This is a genomic window from Apibacter sp. B3935 (assembly GCF_009827705.1).
Lineage (GTDB): Bacteria > Bacteroidota > Bacteroidia > Flavobacteriales > Weeksellaceae > Apibacter.
In genome coordinates this window covers 312,788-332,375 of the sequence record NZ_WINL01000003.1, presented here as the reverse complement: position 1 = coordinate 332,375, position 19,588 = coordinate 312,788, and the positions used below count along the sequence as shown (strand labels likewise).

Annotated in this window: 15 protein-coding genes; 10 read left to right on the top strand and 5 right to left on the bottom strand. The window is 32.0% G+C overall.

Annotation, left to right across the window (positions count from 1 at the left end; genetic code table 11):
• Position 1: 1 nt before the first annotated feature.
• Positions 2-964 (bottom strand): methionyl-tRNA formyltransferase, encoded by a 963-nt coding sequence (gene fmt, locus GFV00_RS07255; protein WP_160557473.1) that lies wholly within the window; start codon positions 962-964, stop codon positions 2-4.
• Positions 965-1,112: 148 nt separating this feature from the next.
• On the opposite strand from fmt, the gene rplU reads away from it, so the two are divergent.
• Together rplU and rpmA are read left to right on the top strand one after the other, a co-directional pair.
• Positions 1,113-1,505, top strand: coding sequence for a 50S ribosomal protein L21 (gene rplU / locus GFV00_RS07250; RefSeq protein WP_105297179.1), 393 nt, complete (start codon positions 1,113-1,115; stop codon positions 1,503-1,505).
• 20 nt (positions 1,506-1,525) lie between these two features.
• A complete protein-coding gene (gene rpmA, locus GFV00_RS07245; protein ID WP_160542760.1) occupies positions 1,526-1,795 on the top strand; it encodes a 50S ribosomal protein L27 in 270 nt (89 codons plus the stop codon).
• Positions 1,796-1,970: 175 nt separating this feature from the next.
• Here the strand turns inward: rpmA and GFV00_RS07240 are convergent, their stop codons facing one another.
• From GFV00_RS07240 to GFV00_RS07225, 4 genes are all read right to left on the bottom strand, one after another.
• Complete coding sequence (locus tag GFV00_RS07240) at positions 1,971-2,918, bottom strand: acyltransferase family protein (protein WP_160557474.1); 948 nt, start codon at positions 2,916-2,918, stop codon at positions 1,971-1,973.
• A gap of 80 nt (positions 2,919-2,998) precedes the next feature.
• Positions 2,999-3,769: a TatD family hydrolase gene (locus tag GFV00_RS07235; RefSeq protein ID WP_160557475.1), complete on the bottom strand. Its 771-nt coding sequence runs from the start codon at positions 3,767-3,769 to the stop codon at positions 2,999-3,001.
• 29 nt (positions 3,770-3,798) lie between these two features.
• On the bottom strand, positions 3,799-4,794 hold the full coding sequence (locus tag GFV00_RS07230) for a GSCFA domain-containing protein (protein ID WP_160557476.1): 996 nt from the start codon (positions 4,792-4,794) through the stop codon (positions 3,799-3,801).
• Positions 4,795-4,799: 5 nt separating this feature from the next.
• The gene (locus GFV00_RS07225; protein ID WP_160557477.1) at positions 4,800-5,771 is read right to left on the bottom strand and encodes a polyprenyl synthetase family protein; all 972 of its coding nucleotides are present in this window, start codon (positions 5,769-5,771) and stop codon (positions 4,800-4,802) included.
• A 155-nt stretch (positions 5,772-5,926) separates the two neighbouring features.
• On the opposite strand from GFV00_RS07225, the gene GFV00_RS07220 reads away from it, so the two are divergent.
• The 8 genes from GFV00_RS07220 (at position 5,927) to ilvB (ending at position 19,584) form a co-directional block, all read left to right on the top strand.
• Complete coding sequence (locus GFV00_RS07220) at positions 5,927-7,372, top strand: ATP-binding cassette domain-containing protein (protein ID WP_160557478.1); 1,446 nt, start codon at positions 5,927-5,929, stop codon at positions 7,370-7,372.
• Between the two features lie 1,654 nt (positions 7,373-9,026).
• On the top strand, positions 9,027-10,517 hold the full coding sequence (locus GFV00_RS07215) for a 2-isopropylmalate synthase (protein WP_160557479.1): 1,491 nt from the start codon (positions 9,027-9,029) through the stop codon (positions 10,515-10,517).
• A 37-nt stretch (positions 10,518-10,554) separates the two neighbouring features.
• Complete coding sequence (gene leuC, locus GFV00_RS07210; RefSeq protein WP_105297170.1) at positions 10,555-11,949, top strand: 3-isopropylmalate dehydratase large subunit; 1,395 nt, start codon at positions 10,555-10,557, stop codon at positions 11,947-11,949.
• Positions 11,950-11,966: 17 nt separating this feature from the next.
• Positions 11,967-12,563, top strand: a complete 597-nt coding sequence (gene leuD / locus GFV00_RS07205; protein ID WP_160557480.1) for a 3-isopropylmalate dehydratase small subunit — start codon at positions 11,967-11,969, stop codon at positions 12,561-12,563.
• Between the two features lie 81 nt (positions 12,564-12,644).
• Positions 12,645-14,156: an alpha-isopropylmalate synthase regulatory domain-containing protein gene (locus GFV00_RS07200; RefSeq protein ID WP_160557481.1), complete on the top strand. Its 1,512-nt coding sequence runs from the start codon at positions 12,645-12,647 to the stop codon at positions 14,154-14,156.
• A 209-nt stretch (positions 14,157-14,365) separates the two neighbouring features.
• On the top strand, positions 14,366-15,436 hold the full coding sequence (leuB, locus tag GFV00_RS07195; protein WP_160557482.1) for a 3-isopropylmalate dehydrogenase: 1,071 nt from the start codon (positions 14,366-14,368) through the stop codon (positions 15,434-15,436).
• Between the two features lie 585 nt (positions 15,437-16,021).
• Positions 16,022-17,848 carry a dihydroxy-acid dehydratase gene (gene ilvD, locus GFV00_RS07190; RefSeq protein ID WP_160557483.1) on the top strand — a complete coding sequence of 609 codons (1,827 nt, stop codon included), beginning with the start codon at positions 16,022-16,024 and terminating at the stop codon, positions 17,846-17,848.
• 29 nt (positions 17,849-17,877) lie between these two features.
• The gene (gene ilvB, locus GFV00_RS07185) at positions 17,878-19,584 is read left to right on the top strand and encodes a biosynthetic-type acetolactate synthase large subunit (protein ID WP_160557484.1); all 1,707 of its coding nucleotides are present in this window, start codon (positions 17,878-17,880) and stop codon (positions 19,582-19,584) included.
• The last annotated feature ends 4 nt before the right edge of the window (positions 19,585-19,588 follow it).

Below are 19,588 nucleotides of genomic sequence, written 5' to 3'. Positions count from 1 at the left end.
TTTAGTTAGCTTTTAAATTATGTTTTATTGTTAATCCGTTTATAAAATCTGAAATCCCCATTCTTTTCTTTCCTTCTAATTGAACTTCAGTTAAAAAATAGAATCCATCGGCGGCTGCAATTTTAAATGTTTTTTTGCCTTCAATACATACAGTTCCAATATCTAGAATATGTTTTTCAATTTTATAATGCCCCTTATAAATTTTTAATATTTTAGAATCTCCATTTATCGACAAATGGGTAAAAGCAGCAGGATAAGGACTTAAACCTCTTATTAAATTGTGTATATTTTCTAAAGGTGCATCCCAATGTATTTGACAATCTTCTTTAAATAATTTAGGAGCGTATTTATATTCAACCCCCTCTTTTAAAATTTGTTTTTGAGGTTTTAATGTTCCTTCAGAAAGGCCTTCAAGAGTTTTTACTACTAATTGTTTTCCTAAATTTTTTAGTTTATCATGTAAAATTCCGGCGTCATCGGAATCATTAATTTCTATCTTAGCTTGCAACAAAATTTCACCGGTATCAATTTTATCATCAATAAAAAATGTGGTAACCCCCGATTCTTTATCTCCATTGATAATAGCAAAGTTAATAGGTGAAGCTCCTCTGTATTGAGGCAATAAGGATGCATGTAAATTAAAAGTTCCTAATTTTGGAATAGACCAAACTTCTTTAGGCAATAAACGAAAAGCTACAATAACGATTACATCCGGATTTAATTGTTGAAGCTGATTTATAAATTCGGGATCTTTCATTTTTGCGGGTTGGAACAAAGTCAAATCTTGACTTACTGCATATTTTTTAACGGCTGATTCAGCCATTTTTTGTCCTCTTCCTGCCGGTTTATCAGGAGTAGTTACTACTCCTACTACTTCATATCCGGATTTTATTATTTCTTCTAAAGGAGCTACAGCAAACTCCGGAGTTCCCATGTAGACTATTCTTAGAGCTTTTCTTGTCATGTAAAATACGCGTATAAATTTTGTATAATACAAAGGTAAACATTGTATTTTTTGTATTGTACATTTATCACTTTTTTATATTTATACATTTTACATTTTTGTTCTGAAAAAAATCATTATATTTGCAGTTCAAAAAAACGAAAATTTTATGTATGCAATTGTAGAGATAGCAGGGCTTCAATACAAAGTTGAGCAAGACCAAAAATTGTTCGTAAACCGTTTAAAAGCAAATATTGACGACGAAGTAACTTTTGACAAAGTATTGCTTACCGATAACGGTTCTGTAACAGTTGGCGCCCCGGTTATTAATGGAGTGACAGTAGTCGCTAAAGTTTTAGATCAAGTAAAAGGAGACAAAGTAATTGTTTTCAAAAAGAAAAGAAGAAAAGGTTACAAAGTAAAAAACGGTCACAGACAACAATTTACTCAAATTCAAATTGTTTCCATAGGTGGTGCAGAAGCTCCTAAAAAGGCTGCAAAAAAAGCAGCTCCTAAAAAAGAAAAAGAAGCGGAAGTTAAAGAAGTAAAAGCAGAAGATTAATTTAATAAAGTAATTAAAGCATGGCACACAAGAAAGGAGTTGGTAGCTCCAAAAACGGTAGAGAATCACATTCCAAAAGATTAGGAGTAAAGATTTTCGGTGGTCAAGACGCCAAAGCAGGTAACATCTTAGTGAGACAAAGAGGAACAACTCATCACCCAGGTGATAATGTTGGAATGGGAAAAGACCATACTTTGTTTGCTCTTACAGATGGTGTAGTAGTTTTTAGAAAAAAACAAAATAATCGTTCTTATGTTTCAATACAACCTAGTACTGAAGCTCAAGCATAAAATTTAATACGATTATATTAAAAATATGAAAATCCGGTAACAACTACCGGATTTTTTTTTATTTATTGATATTTAAATAAAAATCGAATTTATTGGTTTAACTTTAAATCAACAACAACCAAAAATTATGAATAAATAACCCTTAGGATTGATTTTTTAATTAGTTATCAATTTACTATGATTTTTTTAAATAATCTAATGGGGACATTATAAATTTAACAATTTTAAATGTTGCCAAATATAAACAAGTAATAACAATTATAGCTGTAACACCTAAATTTAATAGTATGTCAGGGTTAAAATTCAATAGAGGAAATAATCCAACATATAAAAAATTTAAAATAATGTGATGCATCAAGTAAATTTCCAAAGTTTTAGAACCATATTTACCCAGGGTATCCGGTATTATATTTATAATTCCAATTGAAACCGTTATTGCTAAAACATACGCTAAGATCCTATATAAGAACCCTTCATATCGGGTATTATAATTTTTTATGTAGGGATCTTCCCCAAATAAAGAAATCAAAAATTCTCTATTTACAATGAAGTAAATACTAATAAGTATTATAACCAAAAAAATTATTGTATATAATTTATTGATATTTCTTATCCTTACAATACTGACTTCCTTACAAAAGGCGCCGAGTAAAAAATAAGGAAAAAAGGTAAGTATTCTGAACATGAATATTTCGGAATCTAAGAATCCTATGCCCAAAGGGAATAAAAAAGAGATTAGTAAAAAAGAACCTTTTGAAACCTTATCTTTTCCAATTAAAAATAAAAAACGCCATACTAATAATCCAATGATATACCATCCTTTGGGTTTAATAAAAAAAATTATCCAATTTTTAAATCCTGTAAAAATTATAGGAAATGAATAAATAAATTGGAATATGGTAAAAGTAATTATTAATGATATAAAAGATTTTTTATATTTTTCCCAAGTAATATTTTTTGAAAAATAACCGGATATAAAAATAAATAATGGCATATGAAAGGTATAAATAAAACCAAAGATCGTATCCGCCATATGCCCGCTATTATATTGCAAGGTATGTCCATAAACCATTAAGAAAATTAATACGAATTTTAATGAATCAAAGAGCTTATTTCTTTTCATAAGAACTATATTTCATTTCCGAAGAATGTTATTATCTTTTAGTAACCATAGCAGTTATATTAATAGAGTTTTATTTATTGTTATAATTTAAAAATTTTTCTGGCATTTTCAGAGGTTATAGTTCCTATTTTTTCAGGCAACATCTCATAGATATCTGAAAGTTTATCGGCAATAATTTTTAAATAAGATGATTCATTCCTTTTGCCACGAAAAGGAGAAGGTGCCAAATATGGAGAATCTGTTTCCAAAACAATCTTTTCTATAGGAATTTCTTTTAAAAACTGATCTATTTTTCCGTTTTTAAAAGTAACAACTCCTCCGATTCCTAAATAAAAGCCTAAATCTACAAACTCTTTTGCCTGTTCTAAGTTACCCGTAAAACAATGAATTATCCCATACAAATTTGCATCTTTTTCTTTTCTTACGATTTCCAATACTTCATTAAAAGCTTCTCTAACATGAATAACGATCGGAAGTTTATATTGTTTAGCTAATTGAATTTGTTTTATAAAAGCATACTTTTGAATTTCCAAAGTCGAAGTATCCCAAAATAAATCCAATCCTATTTCTCCAATAGCCGCAAATTTTTCCTCGGAAAGTTTATTTTCAATAAAGGCTAACTCCTTTTCGAATGAATCTAATTTTACATCGCAAGGATGAAGCCCCATCATTAAAAACATGTTTTCAGGATATTTATTTTTAAGTTCTTCCATCTTAGGGTAATAAGATGAATTTATTGAAGGTAAGTAAAAACGTTGTACTCCATGATACAGGGCTCTTTGAATCACTTCTTCTCTATCGTGATCAAACTGTTCAGAATATAAATGGGTATGACTATCTATCAATAGCATTGTTTAATTTGGATATTTTTTAATTTATCTTAATAAGAATCATTCATTTTTTTTCTTAATTCTTGATATTCTTCTTTAAAAGCACCCGGTGGTAAAAGAGGCTCTAAATTCTGAATATTTTTTACGATGCTATATAAAAATTTTTTATAGGCTATCGTGTGAGTATTTTGAATTTTGTGTTGTAAAGAAGTGTTTACTTTTTTCACCATTTGCATGGTTGAAAATTCATCAGGTGAAATATGGGCATTTTTAAATTTCTCCCATATATATTTTATAGCTACATCATTTGGATGTATTAAATCTTCTTTATAAAAACGATAATCCCGTAAATCATCCATCATAAATTCATACGATGGGAAATATTCACAATTATCGTATGATTCGACCACTGAATGGATGGCACATAAAAGTTTGGATTTACTTATATTATTTTCAACCATACCATCTTTACTATGTCTTACCGGACTTAATGTAAAAAAAATCTTCATGTTTTTCTTTCCCATATCCGTCAACATTTCAATGATGTTTTTCAAAGAAGTTTTTATTTGATGTTCTGCCAATAATAATTTAGAAAAATGCGTATTAGGAATTTTATGACAATTAGCTACTATTATATCAAATTGATTTAATTTGTATACAAATGAAGTTCCTAAAGTAATTATAACCATATCGGTCTCTTGAAGAAACTTATTAGCTAAATTTATATTCTGATTGATATGAGATAACACCCTATCTTTTGATATATCATTAAAAGAAGAATGATGATCCCAACTTAAATATAATTCTTCATATTTGAAAAGTTCAGATGATTGATATTCTTCCTGGGAATAAATTCTCATGATTGCATTTTCAACAGCTAAAGGATGAAATATAACACCAAAAGGATTATGAAACACTGAAAACTTATACTGAGATAATTTATTGGAAATTTCGGTGGCGAAACAGGAACCTATAGTAAAAATTTTACTTTTGTAATCAAGTTTAATTGAATTAGGATTATATGGTAATTCTGTTCTAAATATCATCTTTATTAACTTTCCCTAACTAATAAATAATCGATCAGTTTATAAAAAGACTGTTTTTTGGTAGCATCTGCTTTAACTTTATCTAAATAGTTTTTTGATTGATCTGAATAGGTTTTAATTAATTCTAAACATGAATCCCCTACATTCAAATCATTAAAAATAGCTAAAACTTCATTTACTTTGTTTATATTTTCTCCTTTAATAGTATACCAACCATTTAATTTTTGTCTCAGTTCTTCATTTGCTTTTTGTCGAGCTAAGATGTATAAGATCGTTTTCTTATTTTCAACAATATCTCCTGCATGTTTTTTTCCTACGGATTCTTGATTTCCAAATACATCCAAATAATCATCCATTAATTGAAAAGCAATTCCCAACGATTTGCCAAATTCATACATATTTTTTGAGTCCTCTTCATCTGCTTCTGCTAATAATGCGCCCATTTGAAAAGCACAAGCACATAATACAGCCGTTTTTCCGGTAATCATGTTAATGTATTCTTCATATGACACATCCGATTGTTTTTCAAAATTCATATCATACTGCTGTCCTTCACAAACTTCTAAAGCAGTTTGAGAAAACAAATGAAAACATTTTTTAAATAATTGAGGCTCTAAGTCCTCTAACATTTGAAAAGACTTAACCATCAACGCATCACCCGATAGAATTGCAACATTTTCATCATATTTAACATGAACGGTTTCTTTGCCTCTGCGCAAAGTGGCTTTATCCATAATATCGTCATGCATCAAAGAGAAATTGTGAAAATACTCTATCCCTAAAGCAGGTTTTACGGCTCTTTCAATATTTCCTTTAAATAGATCACACGACATTAATAAAAATATAGGACGTAATTGTTTTCCGCCTATTGATAAAATATAATTGATGGGGTCATAAAGTTGATGGGGAGGATTTGTTAATTTATGTTTATTTATAGCATTTCTAATGATTGATCTATATTTATCTAAAAAAGGCATTTTTTCGTATTTTCCTATATATATTGTTACAAAGATAAGGTTTTGTAAAATATTCTTCCTACCCTTGTGAATAAATTTACTGTCAATATTTTACATTTGATAGGAATAATTATTTTTTTATAGATTATAAATATAAATAAAAAGGTATTTTTAAAATGAACACTATGGTAGAATTGGATAACATAATCCCACAAAAAGAATTTGCTAAATTTTCTACTCCTATAAATTGGAAAATAACACCTGCCCAACATTGGGCTGTCATTGGGCCAAATGGAGCAGGAAAATCATTATTAATTGATATTTTATTAGGTAAATATGCTTTACAAGAAGGTAAAATTAGTTATACTAAAAAATTTAATCATCTCTCTGATTTTATAAAAATAGTTGCTTTTAAGAATATTCATGCTCTATCCAAGACTCAAAACAGCTACTACCAACAAAGGTGGAACAAAGGGTTAAAAGATGAAACGTCTAAAGTTAAGGATATATTATTCAAGAATACTGATTTACAATGGATGGAATACCTCATTTCCTTAGTAGGAATTGAAGACTTAATCGAAAAAAATATTGATCTCCTCTCCAGCGGAGAACTTAGAAAATTTTTAATTATTCAATCTTTATCCACTAAACCCGAGATTCTCATATTAGACAACCCGTATATTGGCTTAGATACTAAAGCCAGACAAGTTTTAGATCAGGTTTTACTCGACCTTAAATATTTACAAAACTTACAGGTGATAGTACTCATCTCAAACATTGCAGATATTTCTCCAATTATTACTCACGTTTTACCCATTAACAACAAAACATTATTCCCAAGTAAAACCTCTCAAGAATTTTTTGAAGATAAAAAACTGCAAAATGAATTGTTTCCTCATTTTAATTATGAATTAAAAAAACTTCCATACCCCTCTAATCAACCAAAGGAAATTAGTTATAACTATGCTTTACAATTAAATAATATAAATATCCGATATGGCAACCGAACCATTTTGAAAAACATATCTTGGAAAGTTAAAAAAGGTGAAAAATGGGCTTTATCCGGTCCTAATGGCTCCGGAAAATCAACTTTATTGAGTGTAATTGCTGCCGATAATCCTCAAGCGTATGCCAATGACATTCTCCTTTTTGATAAAAAAAGAGGAACAGGAGAAAGTATTTGGGATATTAAAAAGCATATAGGATATATATCACCGGAAATGCATTTATATTATCAAAAAAATGTAACATGCTTGGAAGTAGTTGGATCAGGATTTTTTGATACTATTGGTTTATACAGAAAATGTGATCAAGAGCAAATAAAAGTATCCTTGCAATGGATGGAAATTTTGGGAATTGAAAAACTTAAAAATTCTTCTTTTCTCTCTATTTCGACAGGAGAACAACGTTTAATTTTATTAGCTCGTGTATTTGTTAAAAATCCTTCGCTTGTTATTCTTGATGAACCCCTTCATGGACTGGATATGAATAATAAATTTCGTGTTCTGCAAATTATCGGAAAATTTTGCGATTCAAGCAAAGCTTTGATCTATGTTACCCATTATAAAGATGAACTACCCTCTTTAATAAATCACGAACTCTCCCTAACTAAAATACAATAAAATTCTATTTCCAAAATCAAAAAGGTATTTTATAGGCATAGTATATATAAACTGTGTTGGGGACCAGCTGCCCCCTAAGGGCAACCCAATAAATAAGATAATATATTTATTAGCAGAATATATCCTATTCGGCAATTCAAAATTTATTCTTGTAAAAAAACTGTTAGATGATTTCACATAAATTAATGTAAATATAGTTATCATATTGGATAACCAAAACCATCTAACATAATCAATAGCAATCAAGCTTATTAAAAGAATAGCTATATATTGACATATTAAAAATGAAAATATATTATTTGATTTAAATCGAAAATTTTTTTTCAAATAAATAAACATACATAAAAAAATTAAACATGCATTTAAAAAAAAGCCTAAGAGATAAATTGGATGTTTTTTAAAAATTGGAATTTTCCACATAATTATTTCATCAGTTGATTTATATACCCAATACATATCACTTATAGTTTTCATATGTTCTGTTCCAAATTCTTTCCAACTATTAATAATAATATTTATATCCATATTACGCCCATTAAAACATATCCCTACTATTATAAATACTATAAAAGAGGGTAGAATTAATACTATTTTTTTCAAATTTTTGGCTTTCAAACTACTTATATTAAGCAAATAAAGCAAAGGGAAAAATGTAAAAACAAAGTATGCCTCATGAATAAGTATCATGAAAATACACATCAAATTACATATCAAAATTTTTAATCTAAAAGTTTTTATTTTGCTAATAACATATAATTGGAAAAGAAAATAAACAATCAACAAAACATCTAATGTAAAAAACATTCTACGAGCAATAATATTTATAAGCATAAAGCTACCAAATAAAATATAAGGTTCTAACTTATTTTTGTAAAATTCCTTTATTATAAAATATACTAAAAGAATTATTAATATAATTTCAAAAATAATTTGAAATTTAAATGGATTAATAGGTGTGTTATTAGCTAAAAAAAATAAAATACTCCCAAATAATCCTCTTCTAATAAAACCTGCTTCATAATTTATATAAAACCCTTTAATAATCAACCACTCATTTGTATAATAGCCTATAAATCTTAGTATAACTTCAATTAAAATAATTAAATATACTAATAAAAGAATTTTCTTTATCATATTCATATATTTAAATTAATTATATAAATGAACAAAAAAAACTATAAATATAATTTATTTAAAGTAAAAATACAATATATATATATTGTATTGTTCGCTAAATTTAAATAACTAATTAAAAATATTATACGATTATTAGTTTAATAATGTTTTGAATAATGGATAAAACAATAAGATATGAACTCGTTTTTTATTACATTTTGATAAATTTCAGATTTATAATTTCACAAACCCAAAGAGTAATGCCTTAAAAAATTACACAAATCAATATAAAGTAAAAATATTTTTTATTAAATTTATTTTGGCAATTAAAAAAATTATCATAATTTAGCGCCCAATTATAATTAATACAAAGAATGTCATTGTTTACTAACATAATTAGCATTGTTCTGATTCTGGGTCAAGCTCAGGGTGAGTAATGCTTGTGTTGTAAATTATACAAAATATAAAAAGCCTTTCTCACTCTAAGGAGAAAGGCTTTTTAATGTTTTTTAATCACAAAAAGAAAACGATACCAAGGATGGATAAATTATTCATTTTCGACACTACTTTAAGGGATGGAGAACAGGTCCCGGGGTGTCAATTAAATACAATTGAAAAAATTGAAATTGCTAAAGCATTAGAAGAATTAGGAGTGGATGTTATAGAAGCCGGTTTTCCCATTTCAAGTCCGGGAGATTTCACTTCTGTAGAAGCTATTTCCAAAGCTGTAACAAACCCTACCATCTGCGCTCTAACCCGTGCTGTAGAAAAAGATATAGAAGTAGCTGCCGATGCTCTCAAATATGCCAAGAAAAAAAGAATACATACAGGAATCGGAACTTCTGATTTCCACATTAAATATAAATTTAACTCTACCAGAGAAGAAATCATAAAAAGAGCCGTTGCCGCAACTGCATATGCAAAAAAATTCGTTGAAGATGTTGAGTTCTATGCTGAAGATGCGGGAAGAACTGACAATGAATACTTAGCCCAAGTGGTCCAGGCAGTTGTAAATGCAGGAGCAACAGTTATCAATATCCCTGATACCACTGGATACTGTTTACCTACAGAATATGGCGAAAAAATAAAATACTTAATTGACCATGTAGATATGAAAAATGCCATCTTATCTACTCATTGCCATCAAGATTTAGGAATGGCAACAGCCAACTCACTTATGGGAGTTATCAATGGTGCCAGACAAGTAGAGGTAACCATTAACGGAATTGGTGAGAGAGCAGGAAATACATCACTTGAAGAAGTTGTTATGGCTATAAAAAGTCATAAAGAATTATCTATTGACACAAATATTAATACAAAGAAAATATACCCGGTAAGCAAAATGGTTTCCAGCTTAATGAATATGCCTGTTCAACCTAATAAAGCAATAGTAGGTAGAAATGCTTTTGCCCATTCTTCCGGAATTCATCAAGACGGAGTATTAAAAAATCTCTCAACTTACGAAATCATTGATCCTAAAGAGGTTGGAATAGATGACAATGCTATAGTACTTACCGCCCGTAGTGGTCGTCATGCCCTTAAAAGCAGACTGAACTTACTAGGAATTAAAGTAGAAGCGAACGAATTAGCCAATATCTACGAACGATTTTTAGAACTCGCTGATAAAAAGAAAGATATTAATGATGATGATCTTTTAATATTAGTAGGAAAAGAACCTAATGAAAGTAACCGTATAAGGCTCGATTACTTACAAGTTACTTCCGGAAAAGGTATTAAAAATGTTGCAATTGTTACCCTAAATATAGCCGGTGAAAAATTCACTTCGACTTCTTTCGGAAACGGACCTGTAGATGCAGCAATTAACACCGTAAGAGACATTCTTAAAAAACAAATGACTATTCATGAGTTTTTAATTCAAGCAATTAACAAAGGAAGTGACGACTTAGGAAAAGTTCACATGCAAGTTGAATATAAGGGTAAAAATTATTACGGATTTTCAGCAAATACCGATATTGTGACTGCTTCCGTTGAAGCTTATCTTGATGCAATAAATAAATTTACCGTTTAACACTATATACAAAACCAATTAAAAAAGAGAATATACCATGAAAACACTTTTTGACAAAATTTGGGATGCTCATACGGTTACGTCTATACAAGATGGGCCCACCCAATTATATATAGATAGGCATTTTTGCCATGAAGTTACCAGTCCCCAAGCCTTTAACGGACTAAGAGAAAGAGGATTAAAAGTTTTTAGACCCTCTCAAACAACGTTAACTGCCGACCACAATACACCCACTTGTAATCAAGATCAACCGGTAAAAGATCCTGTATCCAAAAAACAATTAGATACTCTTTCTAAAAATGCGGAAGAATTTGGTCTTACCCTTTATGCTCTTGGAAATGAGAGAAACGGAGTAGTTCACATTATTGGTCCTGAAAACGGCTATACCCAACCGGGGATGACCATCGTTTGTGGAGATAGTCACACTTCTACACACGGTGCCTTCGGAGCTATTGCATTTGGAATCGGAACCAGTGAGGTTGAAATGGTTTTGGCTACTCAATGTATTCTTCAAAGCAGACCCAAAACAATGAGAATAAATTTTAACGGAGCCCTAAGTGAAGGAGTAACGGCTAAAGATTTAGCATTATATATGATATCAACCCTTACCACAGGAGGAGCTACCGGTTATTTTGTTGAATATGCAGGAGAAGCTATTCGAAATCTAAATATGGAACAACGTATGACTCTTTGTAATTTAAGTATTGAAATGGGTGCACGAGGCGGATTAATTGCACCGGATGAAACTACATTTGAATATCTTAAAGGTAAAGACTTTGCTCCTAAAGGAGATAAATGGAAGGAAGCAGTTGAATACTGGAAAACGTTGAAAACCGACGAAGGAGCCCAATTCGATAAAGAATATACTTTTGACGCTACTAAGATTGAACCTATGGTTACCTACGGTACTAACCCGGGTATGGGAGTATCTATAACCGGATCCATACCTACTTTAGACGGATTGGATGAAACCGGTAAAATATCTTTCAAAAAATCATTGGATTATATGGGCTTTAATCCGGGAGAAAAAATGGAAGGAAAACCCATTGACTATGTATTTATTGGAAGTTGTACCAACGGAAGAATTGAAGATTTTAGAACTTTTGCAAATTTTGTAAAAGGCAAGAAAAAAGCAGAAAATGTAACCGCTTGGTTAGTTCCCGGAAGTCATCGTGTAGCTCAACAACTTATCGACGAAGGATTATATAAAATATTAGAAGAAGCAGGATTCGAAATTCGTCAACCCGGTTGTTCTGCTTGTCTTGCTATGAACGATGATAAAGTTCCGGCCGGAAAATATGCCGTTTCCACCACTAACCGAAACTTTGAAGGAAGACAAGGTCCCGGAGCCAGAACAATTTTGGCCAGCCCTTTGGTAGCTGCTGCTGCTGCTGTAACCGGAAAAATAACCGATCCTAGAAAACTAAACTAATCCTCTAAAAAAACAAAATGGAAAAATTTAAAACAATAACATCAACCTATGTTCCACTACCAATTGAAAATGTGGATACAGACCAAATCATACCTGCACGTTTCTTAAAAGCTACTAATAAAGAAGGTTTCGGAGATAATTTATTCGCTGATTGGAGATATGATAAAACCGGAAATCCAAAACCGGATTTTGTATTAAATAATCCAACATACGGCGGGAACATATTAGTTGCAGGAAAGAATTTCGGAAGCGGTTCCAGTAGAGAACATGCTGCTTGGGCAGTTTCCGGATATGGCTTCCGCGCAGTGGTTTCCAGCTATTTTGCTGATATTTTTAAAAATAATTCCCTTAACAATGGTTTACTTCCGGTAGTAGTAAGTCCTGAATTTTTATCGGATCTTTTCGAAAATGTCCATTCAGATCCTAACAATACTATTACAATTGATCTGGAAAAGCAAACAATTACCAATAACAAGACGGGAAAAACGGAAATTTTTGACATTAACTCTTATAAAAAAGAGTGCCTTCTTCAAGGGCTTGATGATATAGATTACTTATTATCTAAAAAAGATAAAATTGAAGAATATGAAAAAAACCGTGTTTTTCAATATTAAATTAGATACGATTTTATCATCTCATTTTTCTAAGTAAAGGTCCCATTGGGTCTATCACGTATCATTAATAAAAACAACAGTATGATAGAAATTATGGATACCACTCTCCGCGATGGGGAGCAAACTTCCGGGGTTTCATTTTCCATGCAGGAAAAGCTAAGCGTTGCCCGTCTACTCATAGATATGGGATTAAATAGATTGGAAATTGCTTCTGCTAAAGTTTCTGAAGGAGAATTTTTAACTGTTAAGAAAATAGCCTCCTGGACAGAGAACGCCGGACACTTAGATAAGTTAGAAATATTGGGATTTGTTGACAAGGGGGTGTCCTTAGATTGGATAAAAAGAGCCGGGTGCAAAACAATCAATTTATTAACCAAAGGCTCTCTTAAACATGTAACAGAACAATTACGTAAAACACCCGAACAACATGTAAAAGATATTAAGCATGATATTTCACTTGCTGAATCCATGGGGATTTCGGTGAATATATATTTGGAAGATTGGTCTAATGGTATGATTCATTCAAAAGACTATGTTTTTTTTATGATAGATCAATTGAAAGAACTTCCTATCCAACGTTTTATGCTTCCTGATACTTTAGGAATTCTTAACCCCCTTAACACAAAACTTTTTTGTACGGAAATAGTTCATCGTTACCCAAATATTCACTTTGATTTTCATGCGCACAATGATTATGATTTGGCTGTTGCCAATGTAATGGCCGCAGTAGATTCCGGTATTCAAGGAATTCATGTTACCATGAACGGATTAGGAGAAAGAGCCGGAAATGCTCCATTACCCAGTGTAATTGCTGTTCTCCATGATCAGATGAAGATAAAGACTTCCGTAAAAGAATACATGTTAAATAAAGTAAGTCGTGTGGTAGAAACCTACTCAGGACTAAATATTTCATCCAATCAACCGGTAATCGGAGAAAATGTTTTTACCCAAACAGCCGGAATACATGCCGACGGGGACAACAAAAACAATTTGTATTACAATGATTTACACCCGGATCGATTCGGTAGAGTTCGAGAATATGCCCTGGGTAAATTATCCGGAAAAGCTAATATTAAAAAAAATATTGAAGCTTTAGGAATCGAATTGGATGAAAAAGATATGGTTAAAGTAACCAACCGAGTTATTGAATTAGGAGATAGAAAAGAAATTATTACACAAGAAGACCTCCCATTCATCATTTCGGATGTTTTAAATACTAATGAAAATGAAAAGAAAGTAAAAATTCTTTCTTATGCTTTAGTTTTAAGTAAAGGTTTGCATCCAACAGCATCCATCCGTATGGAAATTGACGGAAAAATGTATGAACAAACAGCTTCAGGTGATGGACAATACGATGCATTCTCTGAAGCTATCAGTCTCATTTATGAAAAATTGAACAAGGCTAAACCTATCCTTACTAACTATAAAGTAATTATTCCACCCGGGGGACAAACAGATGCGCTTGTACAAACGGTTATATCTTGGAAGTTAAATGATTACGAATTTAAAACCAGAGGACTGGATGCTGACCAAACAGAAGCTGCTATAAAAGCGACTGAAAAAATGCTGAATATAATTGAAAACCTACATTAAAATTGGTAATTATTTAAGGAAATTAGGTTTTTAACTTATATAATTTAAAAATTTTAATCGTTTATATAATTTTGATGCGGAAATTATTTCCAAACTAAAATGTACTAACGCTTTAAATTTAGGTATGATGAAAATTTTTTAAACCTAAACCGGTATAAGGTTTAAAAATGCATAACAAATAAAGAATATAAATATAAAGAATATATAAAATGAAATTAAATATAGCCGTATTACCCGGAGACGGGATAGGCCCTGAAATCATAGCTCAAGCCTTAGAAGTAACTAAAGCTATATGCGCAAAATTTAATCATGAGCTTACTTATAAAGAAGCTTTAGTTGGAGCAATAGCTATAGACAAAACCGGAAATCCATATCCGCAGGAAACCCATGATTTATGTATGGATTCAGATGCCGTCTTATTTGGAGCTATTGGAGACCCTAAATATGATAACAATCCATCTGCTAAAGTTCGTCCGGAACAAGGTCTATTAAAAATGAGAAAAGAACTTGGGTTATACGCAAACCTTCGTCCTATTAATACCTTTCCATCCTTAGTACATAAATCTCCGCTTCGTCCTGATCTTGTAGATGGTGCAGATTTTATGTGCGTAAGAGAATTAACCGGAGGTTTATATTTTGGTCGTCCTCAAGGAAGAAGTGAAGATGGTAATACCGCTTACGACACTTGTGTATATACCAGAGAAGAAATTGAAAGAATTGTTAGGCTAGCTTATAAACTTGCAGGACAAAGAAATAAAAAACTGACTATAGTTGATAAAGCAAATGTACTTTGCTCTTCTCGTTTATGGAGACAGGTATCTCAAGAGATTGAAAAAGAATTTCCCGATATCGAAACAGAATATATGTTTGTTGATAATGCTGCGATGCAAATTATTCAATGGCCTAAGCGTTTTGATGTTTTAGTTACAGAAAATCTTTTCGGAGATATCCTCACCGATGAAGCTTCCGTTATAACCGGATCTTTAGGAATGTTACCTTCTGCCTCAATCGGTATTCATACTTCCGTTTTTGAACCCATACATGGTTCCTACCCGCAAGCTGCCGGAAAAAATATAGCAAATCCACTAGCTACCATACTTTCTGCGGCATTAATGTTTGAATATGCTTTTGATTTAAAAGATGAAGGAGCTCTAATCAGAAAAGCGGTGGATGCTTCAATGGAACAAAAAATAGTTACCGAGGATATCGCATTCGATGGTAAAGCTTATTCAACTTCTGAAGTTGGTAATTGGATTGTAGAATATATTAAAAATTCATAGTTTAGTTAATAAAAGGGCTTTCATATAATGAAGTCCTTTTATTTCTTATTTGATTTATAAAACTTTAAAATCTAATTATAAGCAAAAGAAATTCTACTTTAAAGAATAACTGTCTTTTTCAATTAATAAATTAACTGTTTACCTTACTAATTAGATAAATAATATTATTTAGGTTACTTGTTTTTTAATTAATTATTATAAAAAGATTCATAAATTTCAGAGTATATCCAAAATACAAAAAAAATCACCATTGAATAAATCAATACAATATAAATAGCAAACTTTAATTTATGTTTTTAACATTAAATTATAATTTAATTTCATCAAATATTATTTTATTTACAAATAATATTTGGACATAACAAAAAACAATCTTAATTTTGTCCCATTATTATAAAATTTATACTTAAAACCAATGTATCAACATAACTACATACTATTACTTCTTCTCGTTCTGGTCAATATATATTAATCAGAGAAAGGGATATACGTAAAATCAATTGTAGTTATTAAAAATATTCATAAGCCCTTTCTCTTATTAAGGAAAGGGCTTAAATTTTATAAAAAATAAAATAAACTAAAAAAATGAAATACCAGTTAAGAAGTCACACCAGTACACATGGTCGAAGAATGGCTGGAGCCCGAGCTCTATGGAGAGCTAACGGTATGCGCGAGGAACAAATGGGGAAGCCTTTAATCGCAATTGTCAATTCATTTACTCAATTTGTACCCGGACACGTGCACTTGCATCAAATAGGTCAATTTGTAAAATCAGAAATAGAAGCTTTAGGCTGTTTTGCTGCCGAATTCAATACCATTGCTATAGACGACGGTATAGCCATGGGACACGATGGAATGCTATATTCTCTTCCTTCCAGGGATTTAATTGCCGATAGTGTTGAATATATGGTAAATGCGCATAAAGCAGATGCCATGATTTGCATAAGTAATTGTGATAAAATTACTCCGGGTATGCTTATGGCCTCCATGCGCCTCAACATACCGACTATATTTGTTTCCGGCGGTCCTATGGAAGCCGGAGAATTAAATAATCAACATTTAGATTTAATCGATGCCATGATTAAATCTGCAGACTCAACGGTTTCAGATAAAGAAGTGAATGCCATTGAACGATCTGCCTGTCCAACTTGCGGTTCATGTTCCGGTATGTTTACGGCTAATTCCATGAATTGTTTAAACGAAGCAATTGGATTAGCACTTCCCGGAAACGGAACTATAGTAGCCACTCACGCAAACAGAAAAAAATTATTTAAGGATGCAGCTGCCCTAATTGTTAAAAACGCTTATAGATATTATCAAGAGGGAGACGAATCGGTTTTACCCAGAAATATTGCAACGAAACAAGCTTTTTTAAATTCAATGGCGCTAGATATAGCAATGGGAGGTTCTACAAACACTATCCTTCATTTATTAGCTATTGCCAATGAAGCTGAAGTAGATTTCACAATGGATGATATCGATGCATTATCAAGAAAAACGCCATGTCTTTGTAAAGTTGCTCCTAATACAACAAAATATCATATACAAGACGTAAATAGAGCGGGAGGAATTATGGGTATTTTAGGAGAATTGGCTAAAGCTGATTTAATAGATACATCTACCCACCGTATCGATGGTTATACTTTAAAAGAAGCAATAGATATATACGATATTACTAAACCAAACCCTACTCAAGAAGCATTGGATTTATACCGATCGGCACCGGGGAATAAATTTAACTTAGTAATGGGATCACAAAAATCAACCTATTCTACTCTGGATACCGATCGTTCTGAAGGATGTATTCGAGATTGGAATCATGCCTATACTAAGGATGGTGGTTTAGCAATATTAAAAGGAAATATTGCCCTAAACGGCTGTGTAGTTAAAACCGCAGGTGTAGACGAAAGTATATTTAAGTTTACAGGAACTGCTAAAGTATTTCAATCTCAAGATGCCGCTTGTGAGGGTATTTTATCGGGAAAAGTTCAATCGGGTGATGTAGTAATTATTACTTATGAAGGACCTAAAGGAGGACCCGGCATGCAAGAAATGCTCTATCCTACTTCATACATAAAATCTAAGCACTTAGGAAAAGAATGCGCCTTAATTACAGATGGTAGATTTTCGGGAGGAACTTCCGGTTTATCTATAGGGCACGTTTCTCCCGAAGCTGCAGCCGGAGGAGCCATTGGTTTGGTTGAAGATGGAGACATCATTGAAATCGATATTCCTAATCGAACCATTAATGTTAAAATATCCGATGAAGAATTGAAATTTCGAAGAGAACAAGAAATTTCCAAAGGATCAAATGCATTTAAACCGCAAAGAGATCGAAAAATTTCGAAAGCTTTAAAAGCTTATGCTAGTATGGTTAGCTCTGCTGATTTAGGGGCAGTAAGAATAATATAATAAATGACTAAACAATAAGAATAAAGACTATGAATACTAATATTTCAGGAAGTGAGGCTTTAATACAATCCTTACTTAAAGAAGGGGTAGATACCATATTCGGATATCCGGGAGGCGCTATTATGCCGGTATTCGATGCTTTATACGATTATAAAGATAAAATCAATCATATTCTTGTACGTCATGAACAGGCTGCGGCGCATGCTGCGCAAGGCTATGCCCGTGCAAAAGGCAAACCCGGAATCGTTTTGGTAACTTCCGGTCCGGGTGCCACTAACACAGTAACCGGGATAGCAGATGCCATGATTGACAGTACTCCCCTGGTAGTAATTTCGGGACAAGTGTTTTCCGGTTTACTGGGAAGTGATGCTTTTCAAGAAGCTGATGTGGTAGGAATAACCAAGCCGATCAGCAAATGGACGTATCAGATACGAAACGCAGAAGATATTCCTTGGGCTGTAGCCAGAGCTTTTTATATAGCCGGTAATGGTCGTAAAGGTCCGGTAGTTTTAGACATAACCAAAGATGCTTTGCAAGGACAAATCGAATATGCCCCTGCAAAAATCAATTTTATAAGAAGTTATCAACCCATTCCGGATTTAAAACCGGAAGAAATCCGTGAAGCAGCCAAACTTATCAATGAAGCTAAAAAACCGTTGGCGTTAATCGGTCAAGGAGTTATCTTAAGCGGAGCGGAAGAAGAACTTAAAAAGTTTTTGGAAAAAGCTGATATTCCCGCCGCATCCACGATGTTAGGTTTATCAGCCATTCCTACTGACCACCCTTTAAATGTGGGACTTTTAGGTATGCATGGTAATGTAGCCCCAAATGTGAAAACTAATGAATGTGATGTTTTAATAGCTATAGGTATGCGATTTGATGATCGGGTAACCGGTGATTTAAAAACGTATGCTAAACAGGCAAAAATTATTCATTTTGATATTGATCCTTCCGAAATTGATAAAAACGTAAAAACTCATGTAAAAGTTTTAGGTGATGCTAAAGCAACTTTAGCTGAGGTAACCCAATTAGTAAATGAAAATAAACACACCGAATGGTTAGACAGTTTTAAAGAATATTACGAGAAAGAATACGATGCTGTAATTGAAAAAGAATTGTATCCTGAATCCGGGAGCTTAAAAATGGGAGAAGTCGTAAGAAAAGTATCTGAAGCTACCCATCATGAAGGTATTTTAGTTACCGATGTTGGACAAAACCAAATGATGGGCGTTCGGTATTTTAAATATAAACAAAGCCGAAGTGTTATTACTTCCGGAGGACTTGGTACTATGGGATTTGGTTTGCCGGCTGCCATTGGTGCAAAAATTGGTGCTCCTGATCGAACCGTTTGTTTATTTGTGGGCGATGGCGGAATTCAAATGACGATTCAAGAATTGGGAACGATCATGCAATATGACATTGATGTAAAAATTATCATATTAAACAACCATTTTCTAGGTATGGTGCGTCAATGGCAAGAATTGTTTTTTGATAAAAGATATTCTGAAACTCTTATGAAAAACCCGAATTTTGAAGCTATTGCAAAGGCCTACAATATTAAATCTAAAACCATAAGCAAAAGAGAAGAGTTGGATCAGGCAATTGAAGAAATGATTAATCATAAGGGATCTTACTTGTTAGATGTTCAGGTTGAAATTCAGGGTATGGTATATCCGATGATTCCGGCCGGTTCGTGTGTTACTAACATTTTATTAGGAGAAACTAACCAAATATAAATCT

Coding starts and splice junctions, on each gene's coding strand:
- fmt (WP_160557473.1), bottom strand. CDS start 964: ATGACAAGAAAAGCTCTAAGAATAGTCTACATGGGAACTCCGGAGTTT.
- rplU (WP_105297179.1), top strand. CDS start 1,113: ATGTATGCAATTGTAGAGATAGCAGGGCTTCAATACAAAGTTGAGCAA.
- rpmA (WP_160542760.1), top strand. CDS start 1,526: ATGGCACACAAGAAAGGAGTTGGTAGCTCCAAAAACGGTAGAGAATCA.
- GFV00_RS07240 (WP_160557474.1), bottom strand. CDS start 2,918: ATGAAAAGAAATAAGCTCTTTGATTCATTAAAATTCGTATTAATTTTC.
- GFV00_RS07235 (WP_160557475.1), bottom strand. CDS start 3,769: ATGCTATTGATAGATAGTCATACCCATTTATATTCTGAACAGTTTGAT.
- GFV00_RS07230 (WP_160557476.1), bottom strand. CDS start 4,794: ATGATATTTAGAACAGAATTACCATATAATCCTAATTCAATTAAACTT.
- GFV00_RS07225 (WP_160557477.1), bottom strand. CDS start 5,771: ATGCCTTTTTTAGATAAATATAGATCAATCATTAGAAATGCTATAAAT.
- GFV00_RS07220 (WP_160557478.1), top strand. CDS start 5,927: ATGAACACTATGGTAGAATTGGATAACATAATCCCACAAAAAGAATTT.
- GFV00_RS07215 (WP_160557479.1), top strand. CDS start 9,027: ATGGATAAATTATTCATTTTCGACACTACTTTAAGGGATGGAGAACAG.
- leuC (WP_105297170.1), top strand. CDS start 10,555: ATGAAAACACTTTTTGACAAAATTTGGGATGCTCATACGGTTACGTCT.
- leuD (WP_160557480.1), top strand. CDS start 11,967: ATGGAAAAATTTAAAACAATAACATCAACCTATGTTCCACTACCAATT.
- GFV00_RS07200 (WP_160557481.1), top strand. CDS start 12,645: ATGATAGAAATTATGGATACCACTCTCCGCGATGGGGAGCAAACTTCC.
- leuB (WP_160557482.1), top strand. CDS start 14,366: ATGAAATTAAATATAGCCGTATTACCCGGAGACGGGATAGGCCCTGAA.
- ilvD (WP_160557483.1), top strand. CDS start 16,022: ATGAAATACCAGTTAAGAAGTCACACCAGTACACATGGTCGAAGAATG.
- ilvB (WP_160557484.1), top strand. CDS start 17,878: ATGAATACTAATATTTCAGGAAGTGAGGCTTTAATACAATCCTTACTT.